The sequence below is a fragment of the Mycobacterium alsense genome, from assembly GCF_002086635.1.
GTDB lineage: Bacteria > Actinomycetota > Actinomycetes > Mycobacteriales > Mycobacteriaceae > Mycobacterium > Mycobacterium alsense.
Window position 1 is genome coordinate 1 of the sequence record NZ_MVHD01000048.1, and the last position, 20,539, is coordinate 20,539.

The following is a 20,539-nucleotide window of genomic DNA, read 5'->3' on the forward strand; positions in this document are numbered from 1 at the left end:
CGAACCACTGATGGACGCGCCCAACCCGTTCAGGGCCGCCGACAGCTCCACGCCCAGCGCACCCAGGTTAGGAATCGTGATCGCCGGCAGGCCCGGCAGCGACGCGAGGAAGGTGGCCGCCAGCGTCTCACCCGTCTGGATCGCCCCGTTGAGGCCCGCCTGCAGCCCGCCGGCCAGGTTGCCCAGGTTCGCGGCGAAGTTGCCGGCCAGCTGCTCACCGGCCTGGATCAGGCCGTTGAGGTTGGCCCCCAGGTTCAGGCTGCCATTCAGCGCCGCATTGAGCGAACCACTGATGGACGCGCCCAACCCATTGAGCGCGGCCGACAGCTCCACGCCCAGTGCACCCAGGTTCGGGATCGTGATCGCCGGCAGGCCCGGCAGCGACGCCAAGAAAGTGGCCGCGAGGTTGGCCCCGGTCTGGATCGCGCCATTGAGGCCGGCCTGGAACGCGCCGGCCAGGTTGCCCAGGTTCGCCGCGAAGCTCGCCGCCAGGGTCTCACCGGTCTGGATCAGCCCGGCCAGGTTGGCGCCCAGATTGAGGCTGCCGTTCAGCGCCGCGTTCAGCGACGCACTCAACGAGGCACCCAACCCATTGAGCGCCGCGGAGAGCTCCACACCCAACGCGCCCAGGTTAGGAATCGTGATCGCCGGCAGGCCCGGCAGCGACGCCAAGAAATTGGCCGCCAGCGTGGCACCGGTCTGCAACGCCCCATTCAACCCCGCCTGGAAGCCACCCGCCAAATTACCAAGGGTCGCAGCGAAATTCGCCGCCAACGCCTCACCCGTCTGGATCAGACCATTGAGGTTGGCACCAAGGTTCAAGCTGCCATTCAGCGCCGCGTTCAGCGACGCACTCAACGAGGCACCCAACCCATTGAGCGCCGCGGAGAGCTCCACGCCCAGCGCGCCCAGGTTCGGGATCGCGATCGCCGGCAGACCCGGCAGCGACGCCAAGAAATTGGCCGCCAGCGTGGCACCGGTCTGCAACGCCCCATTCAACCCCGCCTGGAAGCCACCCGCCAAATTACCCAGGGTCGCAGCGAAATTCGCCGCCAGGGTCTCGCCCGTCTGGATCAGACCATTGAGGTTGGCACCAAGGTTCAAGCTGCCATTCAGCGCCGCGTTCAGCGACGCACTCAACGAGGCACCCAACCCATTGAGCGCCGCGGAGAGCTCCACGCCCAGCGCGCCCAGGTTCGGGATCGCGATCGCCGGCAGACCCGGCAGCGACGCCAAGAAGTTGCCCGCCAGCGTGGCACCGGTCTGCAACGCCCCGTTCAGGCCGGCCCCGATGCTGCCGGCCAAGCCACCAAGGTTGGCCAAGCCGGCCGCCAATCCGTTGAGGCTGCCGTTGAGGCTGGCCGACAGTGCGGCGCCGAGGTTGACGGCGAAGTTAGCGTTCAGCAGTGCGTTGAGGGCGCCGTTGGCCTGGGCCAGCAACTGGGCGCCCGTCGCGGAGAAGGCGGCACCGGCATTTTCCAGAGCCAGCCCGGCCTGAACGATCGCGTTGCCCGTCTGGACCATCCCGCTGCCTATGCCGGACAGGATGAAACCACCGGTCTGGTAGGCGAGCCCGCCGAGCCCGGCGCCGAGGAGCGTCTCCAAGGTCCCGCCGAGCCCCGCGCCGAGACTGCTGCTCAAGCCGCCGGACAGGGATCCGCCGATCGCGGCACCCAACCCGGAGATCGCGCCACCGAGGTCGGCCGCAAGGTTCCCCCCGCCGGAGAGTAGCGCGGCGCCATTGGCGATTTCGGCGCCGGCGTAGGCGGCCGCGCCGCCGCTCATTGCGCTGACAAAGGCGTTGTGGAACGCCGCGACTTCCGCGTTGAGCGCTTGATATTGCTGGCCGAAGGAGCCGAAGAGCGCTGCGATGGCGCCCGATACCTCGTCCGCCGCGGCCGGCGCCAGGCTGGTCGTCGGTGCGACGATCGCCCGGGTGACCTCGTCCAGCGCGGAGCGAATACCTGCAAGATCTTGGGCTGCAACCTCCACGAGGTCGGGTACAGCGACCACAAAAGACATGTTCATCTCCCCACGCAAATGAACTACATATGCAAATGTCAGCCCGAATCATCGAGGCAAGGTGAGCGTAATGGCGTGTCACGCAAGCACATTCGAAAACGATGATTTTCAGCCGGGTTGGGCGCGTCTGCGCAACCATTCGGACGGCCGAGCGGCTCGTCGAGGGGTAGGGCCGTGAGCGCTCAGCATACCGGGAAGACGGGGAACACGATACCAAAAGTACAAAGCAGTTGCTATTGAACAATTTTCAGTTCGCTGCAACGCGGTAGGGCGCCGCCTCGGGCGCGGTCCGTCGGGCCCACGCGTCAGCCGGTTTCGACCGCCGGCGATGCGAAACGACAGCCAACAACCGAAACCCCGCGTAAGCCAGGCGTTTCCGAGACAACCGTCCAGGATTTTGGCTGGTGACGATTCGGTGACGTCGCCGCTCCGATCGAGCGCCGCCATTCCGCACGACCCAGACGAAACGACGGCCAACGGTCGAAACCCCGCGTAAGCCAGGCATTTCCGAGACAAGCGTCCAGGAATGGCGGGCAGGTGCGGGAGCCACGCTGCCGCTTCCGGTGAATTGCGTTTCCCCGTCGGACTGGCCGACCCCGGCATCCCCGCGACACGAAACGACGGTCGCCAATCGAAACGCCGTGTAAGGCAGTGGTTTCCGAGACAACCGTCCAGGATTAGAAGGTGAAGAGCGGGAGCGAGACCACCGGCGGCGGTGACGCGGCCGCGCCGATCGCCTGCGCCAGCTGTTGGGGCGCGTAGTTCACCAGGAGGGGCAGCAGACCGCTGAAGGGGGTGCTGCCCGCTCCCAGGCTCACGCCGATCGGGGGCAGGACGGTGTTGTCCAGCAGCGTGATCGTTGCCGTCACCGGGTAGTAGCCGGGCGGATGCAACAGCCCGTCCAACGGGAAGTTGCCGACCACGGTGACGTTCGCGACGCTCCCCGCCGCGGGGCCCGTCAGGCTCGACAGGTTCAGCGCGTACGGGAAGGTCGCCTGGCCGTTGAGGAAGCCGTCGGCGATGACGGCAGGCGCATCGATGAGGGCTGCGAACGCCGCGGAGCCGTTGCCGGCCTGGACGGCCGAGGCGAACGCCGCCGCGCTGGAGCCGGCCGCCTCGAGCGCGGCCGCCGGTGGGCCCATCAGGGCGGCGCCGAAGAGCAGCGGCAGCCCGACGGCATTGTCCAGCGTCAGATCGGGGGTGGGCGTCAATTCCTGCACAACCAACGATGAGGTGACGCCGGTATTGGTCAGCGTGCCAACAACATTGGCCAGATTGTGCGAGATGGCGCCCGGTATGGCCGTCACCGGCTGGAAGTTCCCGGTCTGCAGGGCCGTCGCGATGATCTGGCCATGGCCGATCTGGTTGGCGACAAACTGCCGCACGAACGGGAACGGGTCGGCCAGCCAGCCGCCGGTGAGGCTGTTCAGGTTGTTCCACGTGTTGTAGACGAGTGCCTGATACGGGCCGGCGATGCCGGTGAAGAAGGTGCCGGCGCCGGTTTGTACGTTGACCAGCCCGGGCAGCAGCGAATTCACCACGCCGCCGAGCGGACCCAGACCGCCCACGCCGGTGACACCGGTCAGCCCGTCGAGAAGACCGGCGGCACTGACGCTCTGGCCGGCGGCCGCTCCTGCCCCGGGTGCCGCCAACGCGGAGCCCAGCATGGCCTCGGCGTTGGCGGACTCGGCGCCGAGGTAGGCGCTCGCGCCGGCGTTCATCGCGGCGACAAACTCGGCATGGAACGCCTGGGCCTGGGTGCTGAGCGATTGGAACTCTTCCCCGAAGGTGCCGAACATCGCCGAGATCGCGGCCGATACCTGGTCGGCGGCGGCCGGCACGATCGCTGTCGTGGGGCCAGCGGCGCCGGCCGCCGACTCGGCCAGCAGCGACCGGATGCCCGCCAGCTGTCGGGCCGCCGCCTGCACCTGCTCCGCCGCGGTGACTACATACGACATCGCCCGACCCGTCGAATCATCGACGGGAACTACCCGGAAAAACTCAACCTAAACGCGCCCGCGCCGGGCGAGAACCATTGCGTGCGCACGCGCCGGAAAACGCGACCACTGGCCGGGGTCGGCTAGCTCCCGAACGCCGCGGCGAGCAGTCGCGGCGTGTAGTCGAACACTGCGGAGACGAACCCGCCCACCGGAGGCCCGGTGACGGTGACCGTTTGGAACATCGGGTTACCGGGCAGCGTCGTCGTCGTCGAAAAGGGTTGCAGCGGAACAAGAAGCCCGCTGAAGGGAACGTTGGCCGTCAGTCCCGGCACCGGCAGCGGCACGGGCAAGGTCTGCTGGCCGTTGAGGAAGGCGTCGGCGATGTTGGCCGGAGCGTCGACGAACGCCGTCATCATGCCCACCGGGTCTCCGGTTCGCACGGCCCCCAGAATCGCTGCCCCACTCGACGAAGCCGCCAGGGCGGCGTTGACCGGCGCCCCCAGTGCGTCGAAGGCGAGCAGCTCCGGCAGCCCCACCCCGATGGCGATCGATGCGTTCGGCGGGTTCAGCGAGGTGATGGTTACCGAGACCGGGACGGTCAGGTTCTGGACCAGGTTGGCGTATCCCTGCAGGAGCTGTACGGGCGAGGTCAGCGGGTTGGCGTGGGTGGTGATCGCTCCCAGCAGCGCGGGTGCCGTGACGTCGGTCCAGGTGGCGCCCAGGGTTTGCAGGTTGGCGGCGGTGTTGGTCAGAAGCCTTTCGTAGGGGCCGACGATCGAGCTCCCGGCGGCTGCCGCGCCCAGCGCCTGCGCCGCGTTGGCGGTGTCGGTGGCGAGGTAGGCGCCCGCGCCCGCGTTGAGCAGGTTGACGAACTCGCCGTGAAACGCCTGCGCCTGGGCGTTGAGGACCTGGTACTCCTCGCCGAAGGCCCCGAACAGCGCCGCGACGCTGGTCGACACCTGATCCTCGGCCGCGGCGACCACCGCGGTCGTGGGTCCGGCCGCGGCCGCGGTCGCGTCGCCAAGCGTCGAACGGATTCCCGCGAGGTTCTGGGCCGCCGCCTGAACGAGTTCCGGCTCCGCGACGACAAACGACATTCGTCCACCTCCCATCGATCCATGGGATCGGTCACCGCGCGGTGACCGTGATGGCCCTGAGGTTAGTGGGAGGCGTTCGTGACCAGCGGAAATTGCGGGTTTTCACGCGCCCGCGTGTCGGGCCGCGCGCTACCCGGCGGGCGTGATCGCCAGCGCGAGTTGTTGGGGCAGGTAGGACAGCAGGCCGGGCAGCAGGCCGCTGATCGGCGCGCCCCCGACGGGCACGGTGATCGCTCCGATAAAGGGAACGCCGGCGACGGTCGCGGTGTACGCGGTTTGCGGAAAGAGCAGCCCGTTCATGGGGAAGTTCACGACAGCCGGCATGCCGCTGATGTCGAAACCTATTGGCAGCGTGGACTGTCCGTTGAGGAAGGCGTCGGTGACGACCGCCGGTGCGTCGGCGAGCGTGCCGAGCGCCCCGCCGAGGTTCCCGGTTTGCACCTGGCCGACGAACGTTGCGGCGCTGGGCGCGATGGCGCTCGCGGCGTCGTAAGGCGCCCCCAGCGCCTCGATGGTCCGCGCCACCGGCAGGCCGGCCGCGAGGCTCACCGAGAGGTCGGCGATGGGAGGAGGTGGAGGAGGGGTGACGGTCGGCAAGGCGTGCCCCGTGAGCGACGTGTCGAACACGGTGTCGATCACGTTGGTGATGTTCTGGGACACCTGTGCCGGGATCGAACCGGGCGGCAGCAGGTTGGTGAAGTTCTGAGCCATCATCCCCGGAATGGTGAGGATCGGCAGCAGGTCCCCCGTGCCCGCCGGGGTGATAGTGGCGGTGATCCCGGACGTGATCGTCCCGGTGTCCGAGACGCCCACCCCGGTGACGAACAGGTGCACGAACCCCCGGGCGACGTCGGTGACCGCGCCGGTGATGTCGCCCATCTGCAGGGCCTGCACGGCGGATTGGAAGGCCGACGGCAACGCCTGCAACGCGGCGCCAAAGTCGTTGGCCGCGTTCTGCAACGACGTGACGACGATCTGGGCGTAGGCCAGCTGATGGGCGATGAACTCCTGCACGTACGGCACCGGATTGAACGCCAGCAGGGCCTGGACGAACGCCCGGACGTTCGCCGGCAGGCCGGCCACCACGGCAGGGAAGTTCTGGATGATGTACTGCGCCCCCGCCGCGATCGTCTGCGCGTAGCCGAATTGATTGGCGACGAACTGGTGCAGGAACGGCGCCGGGTTCGCCGCCAGGGCGGTGCCGAGGGCCTGCAGGTTGCCGGCAGCGTTGGTGAACAGCGTCTGATACGGGCCGGCGACGGAGCCGACGCCGCTCCCGGCGGCGGGCACCAGCAGGCCCGGCCCCAGGGCGCGCTCCAGACCGGTCAGCCCGACGGGCAGGCCGACGATGCCCCCGGATAGGGACTGCAGGCCCCAGCCGAGCTGGCCGGACAGCAGCGGCACGACGCCGCCGTTTTGCAGGGCGGTCACAAAGCCGCCGATGCCCTGGCCCACGAGCCCGCCGGCCCTGAGGATGGCGCCCACGCCGCCAAGCAGCGGGAACGTGGCCGCCGGCGCCGCGGCCATGCCCGAAGCGGCCGCACCCACGGCGGCTCCCGCCCCGGCCGACTGCGCCAGCAACCCCTGGACGGGCGCGTTGACCGCGTTCAGCACGTTCTGCTGAGCGTTGGCCAACTCGGTGCCGAGGTAGGCGCCGGCGCCCGCGCCCACCAGGTTCGCGAACTGCTCGTGAAACGCCTGCGCCCCGGCGCTGATGGCCTGATACTCCTGCCCGAAGCCGCCGAAAAAGGCGGCGACCTGGACCGACACCTGGTCCTGGGCCGCGGCAACCACGCTGACGGTGGGCGCCGCGACCGACGCGCTGGACTGGGCCAGCATCGAGCGAATGCCCGCCAGATTCCGGGCGGCCGCCTGCATCTCTTCGGGCGTCGTGCTGACGTACGACATACCCATCCCCCATCGCTGCATACGACGGTCGCCACGGCCATCAGACGAAAGTGAGCCTAATCACACGTGGGTCATCCGCGCGGGGAAATCGCAGGTTCGGGCGGCCCGCGCCGAGCGGCAGGGACGCCCACCCCCCGTCCGGGCGTCCCTCCCCTCAACGCCTGCGGTCAGGGCGTAATCGCCGCGGCGAGCTGCTGCCCGAAGCTCAGCAAGCCGGGAATGAGGCCGCCGAGGGGCGTGCCCGGAAGCGGACCTCCACCGGGGCCGCCGAGGATGACCGGGCTCAGCGGAGTGAGCAGCCCGCCCAGCGGCAGCCCGGCAACCGAGCTGAGTGTGGTGAGCGGGACGCCGCCGGCGGTGACGGTCACGTCGAACTCGGGCAGGTCGATCAGCGTTTGGCCGTTCAGGAAGCCGTTTGCGATGTTGGCCGGCGCATCGAGGAGCGCGAGGGCCGCCGCCGACGCGTTGCCCGTTTGCGCCGCGGTGACAAACGCCACCGCGCTGGAATTCAGCGCGCTGAGCGCGTTGGCCGGCGCACCGATCCCGTCGACAAGGAGCTGCAGGGGCAGGCCGAAGTCGATCGCGAGGTTGCCCGGGTTGAATGTCGCGCCGAAGTTCGTGACGGCGTTGATCACGTTGGTGAGGTTCTGCGCCATCTGCGCCGGGATGGACCCGGCGGGCAACAGGTTGGTGAAGCCCTGCGCCATCTGCCCGGGGATGGCAAGGATGGGCGCCAGGTCTCCCAGCGCGCCGAGCGGGGTGATGGGCAGCGGCGTCGCCGTCGGGGACCCCAGCTGGCCGATGTCGACGCTGGCCGGGTGGAATCCTGGCAGGACGACGTTTTCCAGGCCATGGGCAATGGCGTTCACCGCGCCCGGGACGTTGCCGGTCGCGAGGGCTGCGCCGGCCGCCTGGAAGCTCGCCGGCAGACCGGCCAGCCCGGTCACCAGGTCGTTGCCCGCGTTCTGCAGCCCCGTGAAGATCGTCTGCGCGGTCCCGATCTGGCCGTTGACGAACTGCTGCAGCAGGGCACCCGGGTTGAACGTGGCCAGGCCCTGAACGCCGGTTTGGATGGTCGCCGGCAGATTGGCCAGCTCCACCGGCAGGTTCTGAATGCCGGCCGCGATCGACGAACCGATCGTCTGCGCATAGCCGATCTGGTTGTTGACGATCTGGTGCAGGAACGGGAACGGGTTGGCGGTGAAGGTGCCTCCGATCGCCTGCAGGTTGGTGACCGTGTTGGACACCAGCGCTTGGTAGGGCGCGGCCGCCGCGGCACCGAAGGCGTTGAGGCCGCTGACCAGCGAGGCCGCCCCGCCCGTCTGGAGCGTGCCGAGCGCGATCGGGGAGCCGGCGATCGCGTTCGAAATCGCTTGCGCGCCAGTCTGAATCTGGCCGCCGAGCAGCGCGCCGACGCCGCCGTTGAGGCTCAGGCCGGCGCTGCCGGCGAGCTGGCCGACGGCCGTCTCCGCGCCGGACACGGCTCCGCCGAGGCTCTGGCCGAGGCCGCCGAGCGCCCCACCGCCCAGCGCGGCCTGCGCGGCGTTGGCGGCCTCGGCGCTGGCGTAGGCCCCGGCACCGGCGTTCATCATGGACACGAATTGCTGATGGAAAGCCTGCGCCTGGGCGTTGAGCGCCTGGAATTGCTGGCCGACGTCGCCGAACATCGCGGCGATCGCGACCGACACCTCGTCCTGAGCCGCCGTCGCGATCCCGGTCGTGGGACTCGCCGCCATCGCCGCGGCGTCGGCGAGCGACGAGCGAATGCCCGCCAGATTCGCGGCCGCGCTCTCGAGCAGGTCCGGGCTTGCGGTCACAAACGACATCTGAGTCTCTCCTTGGCTCAGTAAGAGGTGACCGGTGGTCACCTTCCATCCAAAACGAGCCTGCTGGACCTTAGATGCGTCGTTGCGGGGTCCCCCGGGCTCAATTCATATGCGCGCGGTTACCCCCCAGTAACCAAAGCAAAGTCAGCCTAACCAGCGGCGATGCCGTAAGAAAAAGACAACACGTGCTTTCACAGGATTCGTTAGGTTTTCAATGTGTTGCCATGACGATCGACGGCCGTCACGACAAAAAGAGACAAAAAGAAGGGAAGGACGCCGGCTCGCCGACGCCCTTCCCCTTGACCAGATACGAGTGCCTACGTGGCGGCGATGTCCGCGGCCAACTGGGCGGGGAAGCTGAGCAGTCCGGGAATGAGGCCACCGATCGGAGTGCCACCCGAGAGCTGGAGCTGCGCCACCATCCCGTCACCCACGTCGACCAGGACCGTGGGGATGCTCAGCGGGGTGAGCAACCCGCCGAGCGGCAGGTAGGTCGTCGACGGAAGGACGACGCCCGGGAACAGCGAGACGGCCGCGGGGGGCAACGCCACCATGGTGGTGCCGTTGAGGAACGCGTCGGTCACCACCGCGGGAGCATCCAGGAGCGCGAGGGCGGCCGCCGACGCGTTTCCGGTTTGCGCGGCCCCCATGAACGCCACCGCGCTGGAGTTGAGCGCGCTGAGCGCGTTCGCCGGCGCACCGATGCCGTCCAGGATGAGCTGCAGCGGGATCCCGAAGTTCAGGTGGGCGACATTGCTGATGAACAGCGTCGTGCCAAGGTCGGTGAACGCGTTCACCAGGTTGGTCGCGTGCTGCGCCATCTGGGCGGGGATGGAACCGGCGGGCAACAGGTTGGTGAGGCTCTGCGCCATCTGTCCCGGGATGGCGAGGATGGGCGCGAGGTCCCCCAGCGGACCCATCGGCACGATGCCGAACAGCACCGAAGCGCCCAGCGGCGTGAGCTCCACCGCGTTGAAGCCGGGAAGGAAGGCATCGATCAGCGTCTGGTTGATGGCGGCGTACGCGCCGACGTTGTTGCCCACCAACAGATCCTGGAAGGCCGCCTGGAAGCCGGCGGGCAGTTGCTGCGCACCGGTGATGAGATCCTGACCCGCGGTTTGCAGGCTGGTGACGACCGTCTGCGCGTAGCCGATCTGGTTGTTGACGAACTGCTGCAGCAACGCACTCGGGTTGAAAGTCGACAGGCCCTGGATGCCCGCCTGAAGGGTTGCCGGCAGGTTGGCCAGCTCGGTGGGAAGGTTGGTAATGCCAGTCGCGATCGACGACGCGATCGTCTGCCCGTAGAAAATCTGATTGCTCACCAGCTGTCGCAGGAACGGGAACGGGTTGTTCACCACGGTGTTCCCGATGGCCTGCAGGTTGGTGACGGTGTGGGAGACCAGCGCCTGGTACGGGGCGGCGAACGCGGCACCGAACGAGGTGATCCCACTGAGCAACGGGGACGACGCCGCGCCCGTCTGGAGGGTTCCGAGCGCGATGGGAGAACCCGCGATCGCGTTCGAAATCGCTTGCGCGCCAGCGTTGATCTCGGCTCCGAGGCTCTGGCTGATGCCGCCGCCGAGGCCGCCGATGATGCCGGCGTCCGCACCCACCGCGGCCTGCGCGGCGTTGGCTGCCTCGGCCGCGCTGTAGGCGCCCGCGCCGGCGTTCATCAAGGAGACGAACTGTTGGTGAAACGTCTGGGCCTGGGCGCTGAGCGCCTGAAACTGCTGGCCGAAGTTTCCGAACAGGGACGCCACCGCGATCGAGACTTCGTCTTGCGCGGCGCTCACGATCCCGGTGGTGGGCGCCGCCGCGGCGGCGGCGGCCTCACCTAGCGATGAATGGATGCCCGCTAATTCCTGGGCGGCACCCTCTAGCAGATCTGGCATTGCAACGAGAAATGACATAGCAAACTCTCCTCGGCACACTGGGGGGACAATGACCGGCGGTCGCCTACAGTTAGCCGAACTTACGACGTTCTTACTGACGAGTAAATAATTTTCAGGAAACTCACAGGTAACTTCTGCGCCCAACGGTGGGCGACTCGCCTCCGGCCCGGGCCGCAGCGGCGGATCTCAGCTGCGTAATTCCGCGCCGACGGCCTCGCCGGCTCGTCGCACCGCGGCGTCGCGGGCCGCGCTGGCGTCATCCTCGGTGAGCGTGCGGTCGGCTGCACGGAAGCGCAGCGCGAACGTCAGCGACTTGCGATGCTCGCCGATCTGCGGCCCGGTGAACGCGTCGAACAACTGGATGTCCTCGAGCAGTTCGCCCGCGCCCTCGCGGACGGCGTCCGCCACCTCCTGCGCCGGCACGTGCGCGGGCACCACCAGGCTGAGGTCCTGGAACACGGCGGGGAACGGCGACACCCGCGGCGCCGGCAGCGCCTCGACGATGGGGATCGCGTCGAGGTTCAGCTCCATCGCGCAGGTGCCCTTGGGCAGGCCGGAACGCTCGATCACGGCCGGATGCAGCTGCCCGGCGTGGCCGACGGGCGTCTCCCCGACGAGCACCTCGGCGCACCGGCCGGGGTGCCAGGGCAGGTATTGGGCCGCCCGCAGGCGAACGTCGATCCCGCAGGCGCGCCCCACGATTCGCACCGCCTCGAACGCGTCGGCGGCCTCGGCGCGGCGGCCGGGCCCCCAGGGACCGCGGGGTTCACGCAGGCCGGTCAGCACGGCGGCGATGTGCTGCGGCTGCCGGGGCAACGACGCGTCCAGCAGCGCGATCTCGGCGTCGGTGGGTCGGCGGTCGGCGGGGATGAGCTCGACCCCGCGGGTCTCCTCGGTCGGCTGAACCACCTGCGCCAGGGCAAACAGCGCGACGTCGACGAGGCCTCGGGATACGTTGCGCCCCAACGCTTCCAACAGCGCGGGCAGCAGCGTGGTGGCCAGCGCCGGGCGGTCGGCTTCCAGCGGGTTGAGCACATGGGTCGCCGCGCGACGCGGGTCGTCGGGCCCCAGGCCCCACAGGTCGAAGACCCCGGCGGGCAGGAACGGGGTGGGCAGGATCTCGACGTAACCCGACTGGGCGAGCGACTTGCCGACGGCGCGGCGACGCCTTTGCACCGCCGTGAGTCCGCGGCCCGCGGGTGCGGCCGGCAGCACCGACGGGATGACCTCCAGCCCCTCCAGCCGCATGACCTCCTCGACGAGGTCCGCGGGCTGCAGCAGGTCGGGGCGCCAGCTCGGCGGGGTCACGGTCAGCGCGTCGCCCGCCTCGCCTTCCGGCACCACCTCCGCGCCGATCTGGGCGAGGCGCCGGGCCGTCGTGCCCGGGGCGTAGGCCACCCCGGCGACGCGGTCGGGCAGGTCGGCGGCGATCCGGATCGGCGACCCGGCCCAGTCGTCGCGGGGTGGATCGCCCCGCCAGTCGGTCAGCGTGGGCAACACCGCTCCCCCGGCGATCTCGGCGAGCAGCGCCGCGCAGCGGTCCAGCGCGGCCACCGAGATGGCCGGGTCCACCCCGCGCTCGTAGCGCCGGGCCGCCTCGCTGGGCAGGTGCAGCCTGCGCTGCGTGCGCGACACGGCGGCCGGGTCCCACACCGCCGCCTCGAGCAGCACGTCCGTGGAGTCGTCGCGCACCTCGGTGGCGGCCGCGCCCATGACGCCGCCGATCGCCGCGGTCGCCTTCTCGTCGACGATGAGGACGTCGGCCGGATCGAGCCGCCGCTCGATGTCGTCGAGGGTGACCACGGTTTCGCCGGGCCGGGCGAACCGCACGGCGAAACCGCCGGTGACGCGGGCACGGTCGTGGGCGTGCATGGGGTGGCCGAGCTCGAGCATCACGTAGTTGGTGGCGTCCACCGCCGGGGACGTCGCGCGGATGCCGGCGAGCAGCAGCCGGCGCTGCAGCCACCACGGCGACACGGCGGCGGGGTCGATCCCGGTGACCGGGCGCAGCGCGAACCGCCGCACCCCGGTTTGCGCGTCCACCGTAAGCGGCCACGCCTCGCCTTCGACGGGCAGCGGCTTGATGTCGGCGGGGTCGGCGAAGCTCAGGTCGTAGGCGCACGCGATTTCCCGCGCCAGGCCGCGCACCGACATGCCGTAGCCGCGGTCGGGGGTGATCGCCAGGTGGAAGACCACGTCGTCCAGCCCCAGGACCCCGGCCCCGTCGACGCCGGGTTCGGCGGTGCCGGGCGGCAGCACCAGGATCCCGGAATGGTCTGCGCCCAAACCGAGTTCGGCGGTCGAGCAGATCATGCCGTCGGAGGTGCGGCCGTAGGTCTTGCGGGACGTGATGGCAAAGCCGCCTGGCAGCGTGGTGCCCGGCAGCGCCACGACGACCAGGTCGCTGACCGCGAAATTCGTTGCCCCGCAGACAATTTCACGAGGCTCGCCCTCGCCGACGTCGACCAGACAGGCCCGGATCGGCTTCTTGAACTCGGTCAGTTCCTCGATGGAGGTGACGCGCCCTACCGTCAGCGGCCCGTCGACGGGCCCGAGGGTGATGACCTCTTCGATCTCGTGGCCGATGCGCACCAGCGTCTCCGCCACCTCGGCCGGGGCCGCGTCCCAGCCCGGCGCGCCGACGCTTACGACCTCGCGCAGCCAGCTATACGGGACGCGCATCAGGCACCCACCCCGAACGGCAGCGAGAACCGCACGTCGCCCTCGACCATGTCGCGCATGTCCGGGATTCCGTTACGGAACTGCAGCGTGCGTTCCAGTCCCATGCCGAACGCGAAGCCGGAGTAGGTGCCGGCGTCGATTCCCGCGGCGCGCAACACGTTTGGGTGCACCATGCCGCAGCCGCCCCATTCCACCCAGTCGGCGCCGCCCTTCTTGTCGGGAAACCACACGTCGACCTCGGCGGACGGCTCGGTGAACGGGAAGAAGTGTGGCCGGATCCGGGTGCGCGCGGTAGGCCCGAACTCGGCGCGCGCGAACGCGTCGAGCGTTCCGCGCAGGTGCGCCATGGTCAGGCCGCGGTCCACCGCCAGACCCTCGACCTGGTGGAAGACCGGGGTGTGGGTGGCGTCGAGCTCGTCGGTGCGGAACGTGCGCCCGATCGAGATGATGTAGACCGGCAGGTCCCGTTCCAGCAGCGTGCGCACCTGCACCGGCGAGGTGTGGGTGCGCAGCAGCTGCCGCGAGCCCTCGGGCGCGACGTAGAACGTGTCCTGCTCGCTGCGGGCGGGATGGTCCGCGGGAAAGTTCAGGGCGTCGAAGTTGAACTGCTCGGTTTCGACTTCGGGCCCCTCGGCCAGCTCCCACCCCATCGCGACGAAGGTGTCCGCGATGTGCTCGGCCAGGATCGTGATCGGGTGCCGGGCGCCGGGCGGCTGGCGGGTCGACGGCAGCGTGACGTCGATGCCCTCGGCGATCAGGACCGCGGCGTCGCGCTCGGCGCGCAGCGCGGCCAGGCGTTCGTCGTAGCAGCGCTGGGCCTCCGCCCGCGCGGTGTTGACCCGCTTGCCGGCGTCGGCGCGCTCGTCCTTGGGGAGCCCGCCCAGCGCCTGGCGCGCCAGCGCCAGCGGCGAGCGGTCACCGAGGTGATCGGTCTTGACCCGTGCCAGCGCGTCGAGGTCACCGGCGCCCGCGATGGCCGCCCGGGCGGCGGTGACCGCCGCGGCCAAGCCTTCCGGCGACAGGTCGACGGGTTGATCGCCCACGCGGCGGCACTCTCCTTGCTGACGAGCCTTGCTGACGAGCCTTGCTGACGAGCCTTGCTGACGAGATTTGGTGGAGGGCTGATTGCCCAGCGCAAATGCAGATCATAGGGGATCCGCTCGGCGGCGCCGGGCGCGCGCTTCGCGGCGGCCCGCGGGTGGCTAGGCGGCCAGGGCGGGCCGCACGGCGCGCGCGCTGGCGAGCTGGACGATCTTGTGGGCCGCCAGCGCGCCCAGGATGCCGAACACCGGCGCGGCGGCCATCGTCCCCCAGTGGTGCGCCAACACCAGGAACCCGAAGCCCGACGAGGCCACCAGCATCAGGCGGCGCAGCGGCGTCCAATGGATCGGCTGCCGGAACCGCGCCGACACCAGCACGCCGAGGACCACGGCCACGGTGTGACCGGCATCGGTGAAGTCGCCGCCGATGATCGCCGACGCCACGCCGGCCGCTACCCACCAGCCGACCCACGCCGCGCGCCAGCGCGGGGGAATCACCGCCGTCATCGCCCCGAGCACCGCCAGGGCGCCGTAGCTCATCCCGACGTCGCTGGCCCGGGTGATCGACAGCGGCAGCCAGCCGAACTCGACCGCTGCGGCCAGCGCGGCGGCCACCACCAGCGTGGCCCCGATGTGGCCGACGACGAAGGCCACCACCAACCGGATGGTCCGCAGGTGCAGCTCGGCCAGCGCGAGCAGGCAGGTCAGGAAGGGCAGCCAGAAGTAGAGCGGTCCGGCGTCGACGACCAGCGCGCTGCCCAGCAGGGTGCCCACGTGGCCATGAGCCAGGTTGTGCACGTTGGTGCTGGCGCGCTCGACGAGCAGGTCATGCGCCTGCGGGCCCAGCGCCAGGATGGCGCAGCTGATGGCGAGCAGAATCGCCACGTACCCCACGGTGAACTGAACCCGGGCGAGCCGGGAGAAGATGCCCCCAATCATCGCGATCCATTATGCGGGCTAATTTGTTTCGGCGGTGCCATCAAGGGCTGTTAACTCCTTAAGAGTCTTCAGGCGATAAATCCCCAGGTCGGCGGGGACGCCCGCGGTTTTACCCGCGAAGACGGGTTTGCGTGCACGCTTGGCGACGATGCCCAACGCATCCAGCTCGGTTTGCGGTATGAGGTCCAACGTCGAGCTCGACACCATGATTCCACCTTTGGTGCCCCGTTCCATAACCCGCGCGGCGATGTTGACGTCGACGCCCAGCCAGTCCGCCGCCATCCGCTGCGGGCGGCCGGTGTGGATCCCGACCCGCATGCGCGGCGTGTAGCCGCCCACCTCAACCGATTTCAGCGCCTCGTCGGCGGCCAGCACCGCCCGCAGGGCGACCGTCGGATCGCGGAACACCGCCATGATGCCGTCGCCCATCCGTTTGACGATGTGCCCGCCGGCGTCGAGCAGCGGCGGCTCGACGGCGCGCGCCACGTGCCGCAGCAGGAGCAGCGCCGCCTCGTCCCCCGCCTCCAGCGACCACGTCGAGAAGCCGACCAGGTCGGTGAACACCAGCGTCACCTCGGGGTTCGCCGGCCGCCGGGACACCGCCTCGGTCAGCGCCTGCCACAGCTGCAGCACGCCGAGGCTGACCTCGCGCGACACCGCGCCGCGGTCCCCCAGCAGGCGGTCGGCCGCCCGCGCAGCGGCGCGCGGGCCCCCCTCGCCCGCGGTGGACAGCGGGTCGCCGAACTCGGGGTCTCCGGGCAACAACCGCCGTGCCCGCCGGACCAATCCCACCACGCCGGGGCTGTGATTCGTGCCGCGCAGCCATTGGGCCGGCGACAGTTTCCGTCCGTTGGGGGTGTTCGCCAGCGCAGTAGCCGCCTGTTCGGATTCGCCGGACCCCGAATCGCGATGCCCAACGTCCACGTGGCCAGGGTATGCGGTGCGAACCGGCGCGCGCAGCCCGGTCGCGGCAGAGCCGCAGATCAGGGGTTGGGGTTCCAGGTCACATTCGGGACGAAGGGGCCAAGGACGCCGGTCCCGGGAACGGAGAACTCCAAGCCGTTGAAGTTGTACGCCAGGCTGGTGATCCCGAGGGGGAAGAAGGTTCCGGTCCCGTCGACGGCGACAAACGAACCCAGCGGCCAGGTTTCGAGGATGTGGCCAAACCACCCGCCGGAGGGGCTGAAGCCCTCGCTGACGGTCGCCGAGACCAGCACCCCGGAACCCAACGGGGTGCTGTAGGTCAGGGCGCCGGTCCCGGTAAGCCCGGTGAGAATGAACCCGCCCATGCCGTCGCTGACGAATGTCGGGCCCGCGTTGAACGCGACGCCGAAGGGACCGAGCGCGTAGTTGATGTTCATGCCGCCGAATCCGTCGGTGACCGTGTCGGCCGCGTTGGCGGCGGCGACGGCGGACCCGGGCGCGCCCGCGATGATTTGCTGGGCGTTGGCCACCTCGGCGCTGACGTACTGTGCGGCGCCGCCGCTCAGCAGGCTCACGAATTGATCGTGAAACGCCGCCGCCTGGGCGTTGACGGCCTGAAACTGCTCGGCGTGCGTGCCGAGCGCCGCCGTGATCGCCGCCGAGACCTCGTCGGCGGCCGGCGCGACCACCCCGGTCGTCTGACCCGCCGCCGCCGCGCAGGCGCTGCGCAGCCCCGAGCCCAAATTCGCCAAGTTCCCGCTCGCCGCCGACACGATCTCCGGCGCCACATTCAGCAACGACATCGGCTTGCCTTTCTTTGCTCCGAGCCACCTACGACACACACGTCAAATAGGTCCGGAGGAGCCGAGCGTAACAGCGACAACCGGGCCCTGGCAGGGCATTCTCAAATGTTCTCCACAAGGTTTCCCGGCCCGCGCGGCGCCCTCCCAAACCGGAGTTTGGGACGGCCCGGCGGTTTGCCCGTAAAGCGTTGGGGTCGCTGAAGTTGCGACTCGGCAACGGCGCGCGGCGCGTCCGACCAAATCGTAGACAACGCGCGTTGTCAGAGTTTATCGTGGGCGCAGTCAGGCGCAGGAGGCGCAGGAGGCCGAAATGACTGCCATCGCAACGACATCCGCCGATCCCCTCGGGCCCGACTCGCTCACGTGGAAGTACTTCGGTGACCTCCGCACCGGCATGATGGGCGTCTGGATCGGCGCGATCCAGAACATGTATCCGGAGCTGGGCGCGGGCGTCGAGGAGCATTCCATCCTGTTGCGCGAGCCGTTACAGCGGGTGGCCCGGTCGGTGTACCCGATCATGGGCGTCGTCTACGACGGTGACCGCGCGGCGCAGACCGGCGAGCAGATCAAGAGCTACCACCGCACCATCAAGGGCGTCGACGCCGCGGGACGCCGCTACCACGCCCTGAACCCGGAAACCTTCTACTGGGCGCACGCCACCTTCTTCATGCTGATCATCAAGGTGGCGGAGTACTTCTGCGGCGGCCTGACCGAGGCCGAGAAGCGCCAGCTCTTCGACGAGCACGTGCAGTGGTACCGGATGTACGGCATGAGCATGCGCCCGGTGCCGAACTCGTGGGAGGAATTCCAGGAGTACTGGGACCGGGTCTGCCGCGAGGAGCTGGAGATCAACCAGGCGACGCTGGACATCTTCCGCATCCGGATTCCCAAGCCCAAGTTCGTGCTGATGCCGACGCCGCTGTGGGACCAGTTGTTCAGACCGCTGGTGGCCGGGCAGCGCTGGATCGCGGCGGGGCTGTTCGACCCCGCGGTGCGGGAGAAGGCCGGCATGCACTGGACGCCGGGCGACGAGGTGCTGCTGCGGGCGTTCGGCAAGCTCGTGGAGCTGGCCTTCCTGGCCGTTCCCGACGAGATCCGGCTGCACCCGCGCGCGCTGGCCGCCTACCGGCGCGCCGAGGGGCGGGCGCCCAGCGACGCACCACTGGTCGAGGCGCCCCCGTTCATGGCGCCGCCGCGGGACCGTCGCGGGTTGCCGATGCACTACTTCCCCCCGCGCCCCCGCTCCCCGCTGGAACCGGCCCTGCAGCCGGCCCGGGCGCTCATGGAGCGGGCCGGCTCGCTGGTGCACGGCACGCTGTCGCTGGCCGGGCTGCGGCCCGCGCGGGGCCGCAGCCCGCGGGCCGCCTAGCCGGTGAATCGAACGTTGGGGAGGAGACCGCCGAGGTAGTTGCCCGGGAACGAGATCAACAGATTGTTGACGCCCAGCGTCAGGCCGCTGATCTGGATCACGGGCGCGAGCGTTCCGGTCATCGTCGACGAGTACGAAACGTACGGGATGGTTTGCCCCAGGGACAGCAGGAACTGGCCGTTCGGATAGATGGCCTCGATCCCGTTGGCCGACAGCAACGGGGTGGAACCGAACGGGGTGTTCAGGGAGACGCCCGCGCTCGAGACTCCCAGGAACCCGCCGGTGCCAAGGGAAGCGCCCGTCGTGCTCAGCGATATCCCGAACGGACCGAGGTTGAAGTTCTGGCTGATGCTCGGAAAGCCGCCCAGGGAAACGTCGGCGGGGTTGGCGGCCGCGCCGACGATGCTCCCCGCGCCGGACCCGAGGATCTGCTGCGCGTTGGCGAGCTCGGCGTTGGCATACTGCGCGGCCCCGGCGCTCAGATTGCTGACGAACTCGTCGTGAAAAGCCGCCGCCTGGGCGTTGATGGTCTGAAATTCCTGACCGTGCGCGCCGAGCAGCGCGGCGACCGCCGCCGAAACCTGGTCGGCGGCCGGTGCTACCACCGCGGTCGTCTGGGTCGCCGCCGCGGCGGTCGCGCTCCGCAGCGCGGACCCCAGGTTCGCCAGGTCCCCGCTTGCCGCCGCCACGATCTCCGGCGCCACACTCAGCAACGACATCGCCTTTGCCTCTCTGTGTTCGAAGCCGCGTATGGCACACGCGCAAAATAGGTCAGAGACCCAGAGCGTAGCAGGCAGTACTGCGCGGGAACAGCGCCATTGCACATTCTTGGGGCGAAGTTTGCTGGGACATGTTCGGCAAAAGCCACCCCCCGAGCGCCGAGCTCAGCCGAAGCGACCCAACGCCTCCGCGCTCCGATAGAGACAGATCGACGCCGCCGACGCCACGTTGAGGCTTTCCGCCCCGCCGGCCATCGGGATGCGCACGCGGTGGTCGGCCTGCTGGGCCAGCCCGGCCGGCAAGCCCCGGGATTCCCGCCCGAACAGCCACGCCGTCGGCCGGGCCAGCAGCGGATCGGCCTCGTCCAGGCGGGTCTCGCCGTCCAGCGTGGTGGCCAGGATCTGCAGCCCGGCGCCGCGCAACGCGGTGACGGCGGCGTGGGCGTCGGCCGCGGCGACGACGGGGATCGAGAGGATGCTGCCGGCCGAGGCGCGCAGGCACTTGCCGTTGTAGGGGTCGACGCTGTTCCCGCCGAGGATCACCGCCCCCGCGCCCATGGCGTCGGCGATGCGGATCAGCGTCCCCGCGTTGCCGGGCTCACCGATCTCGACGGGGACCGCGACCAAGTCGGGCGGCGCGGCCAGCACGTCCTCGAGTCGGGTCGCCGACACGTCGCAGACCGCCACCAGCCCGGCCGGGGTGACGGTGTCGGACAGCGCCTTTGCGGCTCGCTCGGTGACCAGGTGGACCGGGCATCGCAGCGCAGCCAGCAGCGAGGCGTGCCGCTGCGCGGCGGGCTCGGTGGCGAACACGTCGCGGACCAACCCGCGCGCCGAGGCCGCCTCGACCAGGTTCGGGCCCTCGGCGAGGAATCGCCCGGTGCGCCGACGGCCGACGTGCCGGTGCAACTTGACCGCCGCGGCCACCCGGGCCGAGCGTTCGGTGAGCACCGCCGCTCCGGCGCCCGTGGCGCCCGTTAGGCGGCCTCTCCGGAATCCGAGGGGGCGTTGACGTCGTCGGGCAGCGCCGCGCGCGCGACGTCGACGAGCGCCGCGAACGCGGCCGGGTCGGTGATCGCGATGTCGGCGAGGTTCTTGCGGTCCACCTCGACGCCGGCGGCCTTCAGACCCTGGATCAACCGGTTGTAGGTGATGTCGTTGGCGCGGGCGGCGGCGTTGATCCGCGAGATCCACAACTTGCGGAACTCACCCTTGCGCGCCCGGCGGTCGCGGTATGCGTAGTTCAGCGAATGCAGTTGCTGCTCTTTGGCTTTGCGGTAGAGCCGGGATCGCTGGCCGCGATAGCCTTTCGAGGCCTTGAGGACGCTGCGCCTCTTCTTGTGGGCGTTGACCGCCCGCTTCACGCGTGCCATGGATG

General features: G+C 69.8%; 15 protein-coding genes. 1 reads left to right on the top strand and 14 read right to left on the bottom strand.

Annotated features, from left to right (window positions below; all coding sequences use genetic code 11):
- The 11 genes from BST11_RS21245 to BST11_RS21295 form a co-directional block, all read right to left on the bottom strand.
- The coding region (locus BST11_RS21245; RefSeq protein WP_158086813.1) for a PE family protein at nucleotides 1–2,022 on the bottom strand (2,022 nt) is incomplete at its 3' end.
- Between the two features lie 677 nt (nucleotides 2,023–2,699).
- Entirely contained in the window at nucleotides 2,700–3,980 is a 1,281-nt protein-coding gene (locus BST11_RS21250; RefSeq protein ID WP_083139988.1) for a PE family protein, read from the bottom strand.
- A 122-nt stretch (nucleotides 3,981–4,102) separates the two neighbouring features.
- Complete coding sequence (locus BST11_RS28985) at nucleotides 4,103–5,059, bottom strand: PE family protein (RefSeq protein ID WP_083139989.1); 957 nt, start codon at nucleotides 5,057–5,059, stop codon at nucleotides 4,103–4,105.
- A 129-nt stretch (nucleotides 5,060–5,188) separates the two neighbouring features.
- Nucleotides 5,189–6,967, bottom strand: coding sequence for a PE family protein (locus BST11_RS21260; RefSeq protein WP_158086814.1), 1,779 nt, complete (start codon nucleotides 6,965–6,967; stop codon nucleotides 5,189–5,191).
- 167 nt (nucleotides 6,968–7,134) lie between these two features.
- Nucleotides 7,135–8,793 carry a PE family protein gene (locus BST11_RS28990; protein WP_083139991.1) on the bottom strand — a complete coding sequence of 553 codons (1,659 nt, stop codon included), beginning with the start codon at nucleotides 8,791–8,793 and terminating at the stop codon, nucleotides 7,135–7,137.
- Nucleotides 8,794–9,110: 317 nt separating this feature from the next.
- Entirely contained in the window at nucleotides 9,111–10,703 is a 1,593-nt protein-coding gene (locus BST11_RS21270; RefSeq protein ID WP_083139992.1) for a PE family protein, read from the bottom strand.
- Between the two features lie 168 nt (nucleotides 10,704–10,871).
- Nucleotides 10,872–13,367 carry a phenylalanine--tRNA ligase subunit beta gene (gene pheT, locus BST11_RS21275; RefSeq protein WP_083139993.1) on the bottom strand — a complete coding sequence of 832 codons (2,496 nt, stop codon included), beginning with the start codon at nucleotides 13,365–13,367 and terminating at the stop codon, nucleotides 10,872–10,874.
- Nucleotides 13,367–14,410: a phenylalanine--tRNA ligase subunit alpha gene (gene pheS / locus BST11_RS21280; RefSeq protein ID WP_083139994.1), complete on the bottom strand. Its 1,044-nt coding sequence runs from the start codon at nucleotides 14,408–14,410 to the stop codon at nucleotides 13,367–13,369. Before pheS ends, pheT begins: the two co-directional genes overlap by 1 nt.
- Nucleotides 14,411–14,569: 159 nt before the next feature.
- On the bottom strand, nucleotides 14,570–15,346 hold the full coding sequence (locus BST11_RS21285; RefSeq protein WP_083139995.1) for a rhomboid-like protein: 777 nt from the start codon (nucleotides 15,344–15,346) through the stop codon (nucleotides 14,570–14,572).
- 18 nt (nucleotides 15,347–15,364) lie between these two features.
- On the bottom strand, nucleotides 15,365–16,213 hold the full coding sequence (locus tag BST11_RS21290) for an adenylate/guanylate cyclase domain-containing protein (RefSeq protein ID WP_276034135.1): 849 nt from the start codon (nucleotides 16,211–16,213) through the stop codon (nucleotides 15,365–15,367).
- 116 nt (nucleotides 16,214–16,329) lie between these two features.
- Complete coding sequence (locus BST11_RS21295; protein WP_083139997.1) at nucleotides 16,330–17,073, bottom strand: PE family protein; 744 nt, start codon at nucleotides 17,071–17,073, stop codon at nucleotides 16,330–16,332.
- Between the two features lie 310 nt (nucleotides 17,074–17,383).
- Between BST11_RS21295 and BST11_RS21300 the strand changes: the two genes are divergently transcribed.
- A complete protein-coding gene (locus BST11_RS21300; RefSeq protein ID WP_067323557.1) occupies nucleotides 17,384–18,442 on the top strand; it encodes an oxygenase MpaB family protein in 1,059 nt (352 codons plus the stop codon).
- Here BST11_RS21300 and BST11_RS28995 read toward each other — a convergent pair.
- From BST11_RS28995 to rplT, 3 genes are all read right to left on the bottom strand, one after another.
- Nucleotides 18,439–19,161, bottom strand: a complete 723-nt coding sequence (locus BST11_RS28995) for a PE family protein (protein WP_067323555.1) — start codon at nucleotides 19,159–19,161, stop codon at nucleotides 18,439–18,441. The two genes, BST11_RS21300 and BST11_RS28995, sit on opposite strands and share 4 nt — an antisense overlap.
- Before the next feature lie 165 nt (nucleotides 19,162–19,326).
- Nucleotides 19,327–20,112, bottom strand: coding sequence for a TrmH family RNA methyltransferase (locus BST11_RS21310; protein WP_083139998.1), 786 nt, complete (start codon nucleotides 20,110–20,112; stop codon nucleotides 19,327–19,329).
- Nucleotides 20,113–20,138: 26 nt separating this feature from the next.
- Entirely contained in the window at nucleotides 20,139–20,534 is a 396-nt protein-coding gene (rplT, locus tag BST11_RS21315) for a 50S ribosomal protein L20 (RefSeq protein WP_067323551.1), read from the bottom strand.
- Between the last annotated feature and the right edge of the window lie 5 nt (nucleotides 20,535–20,539).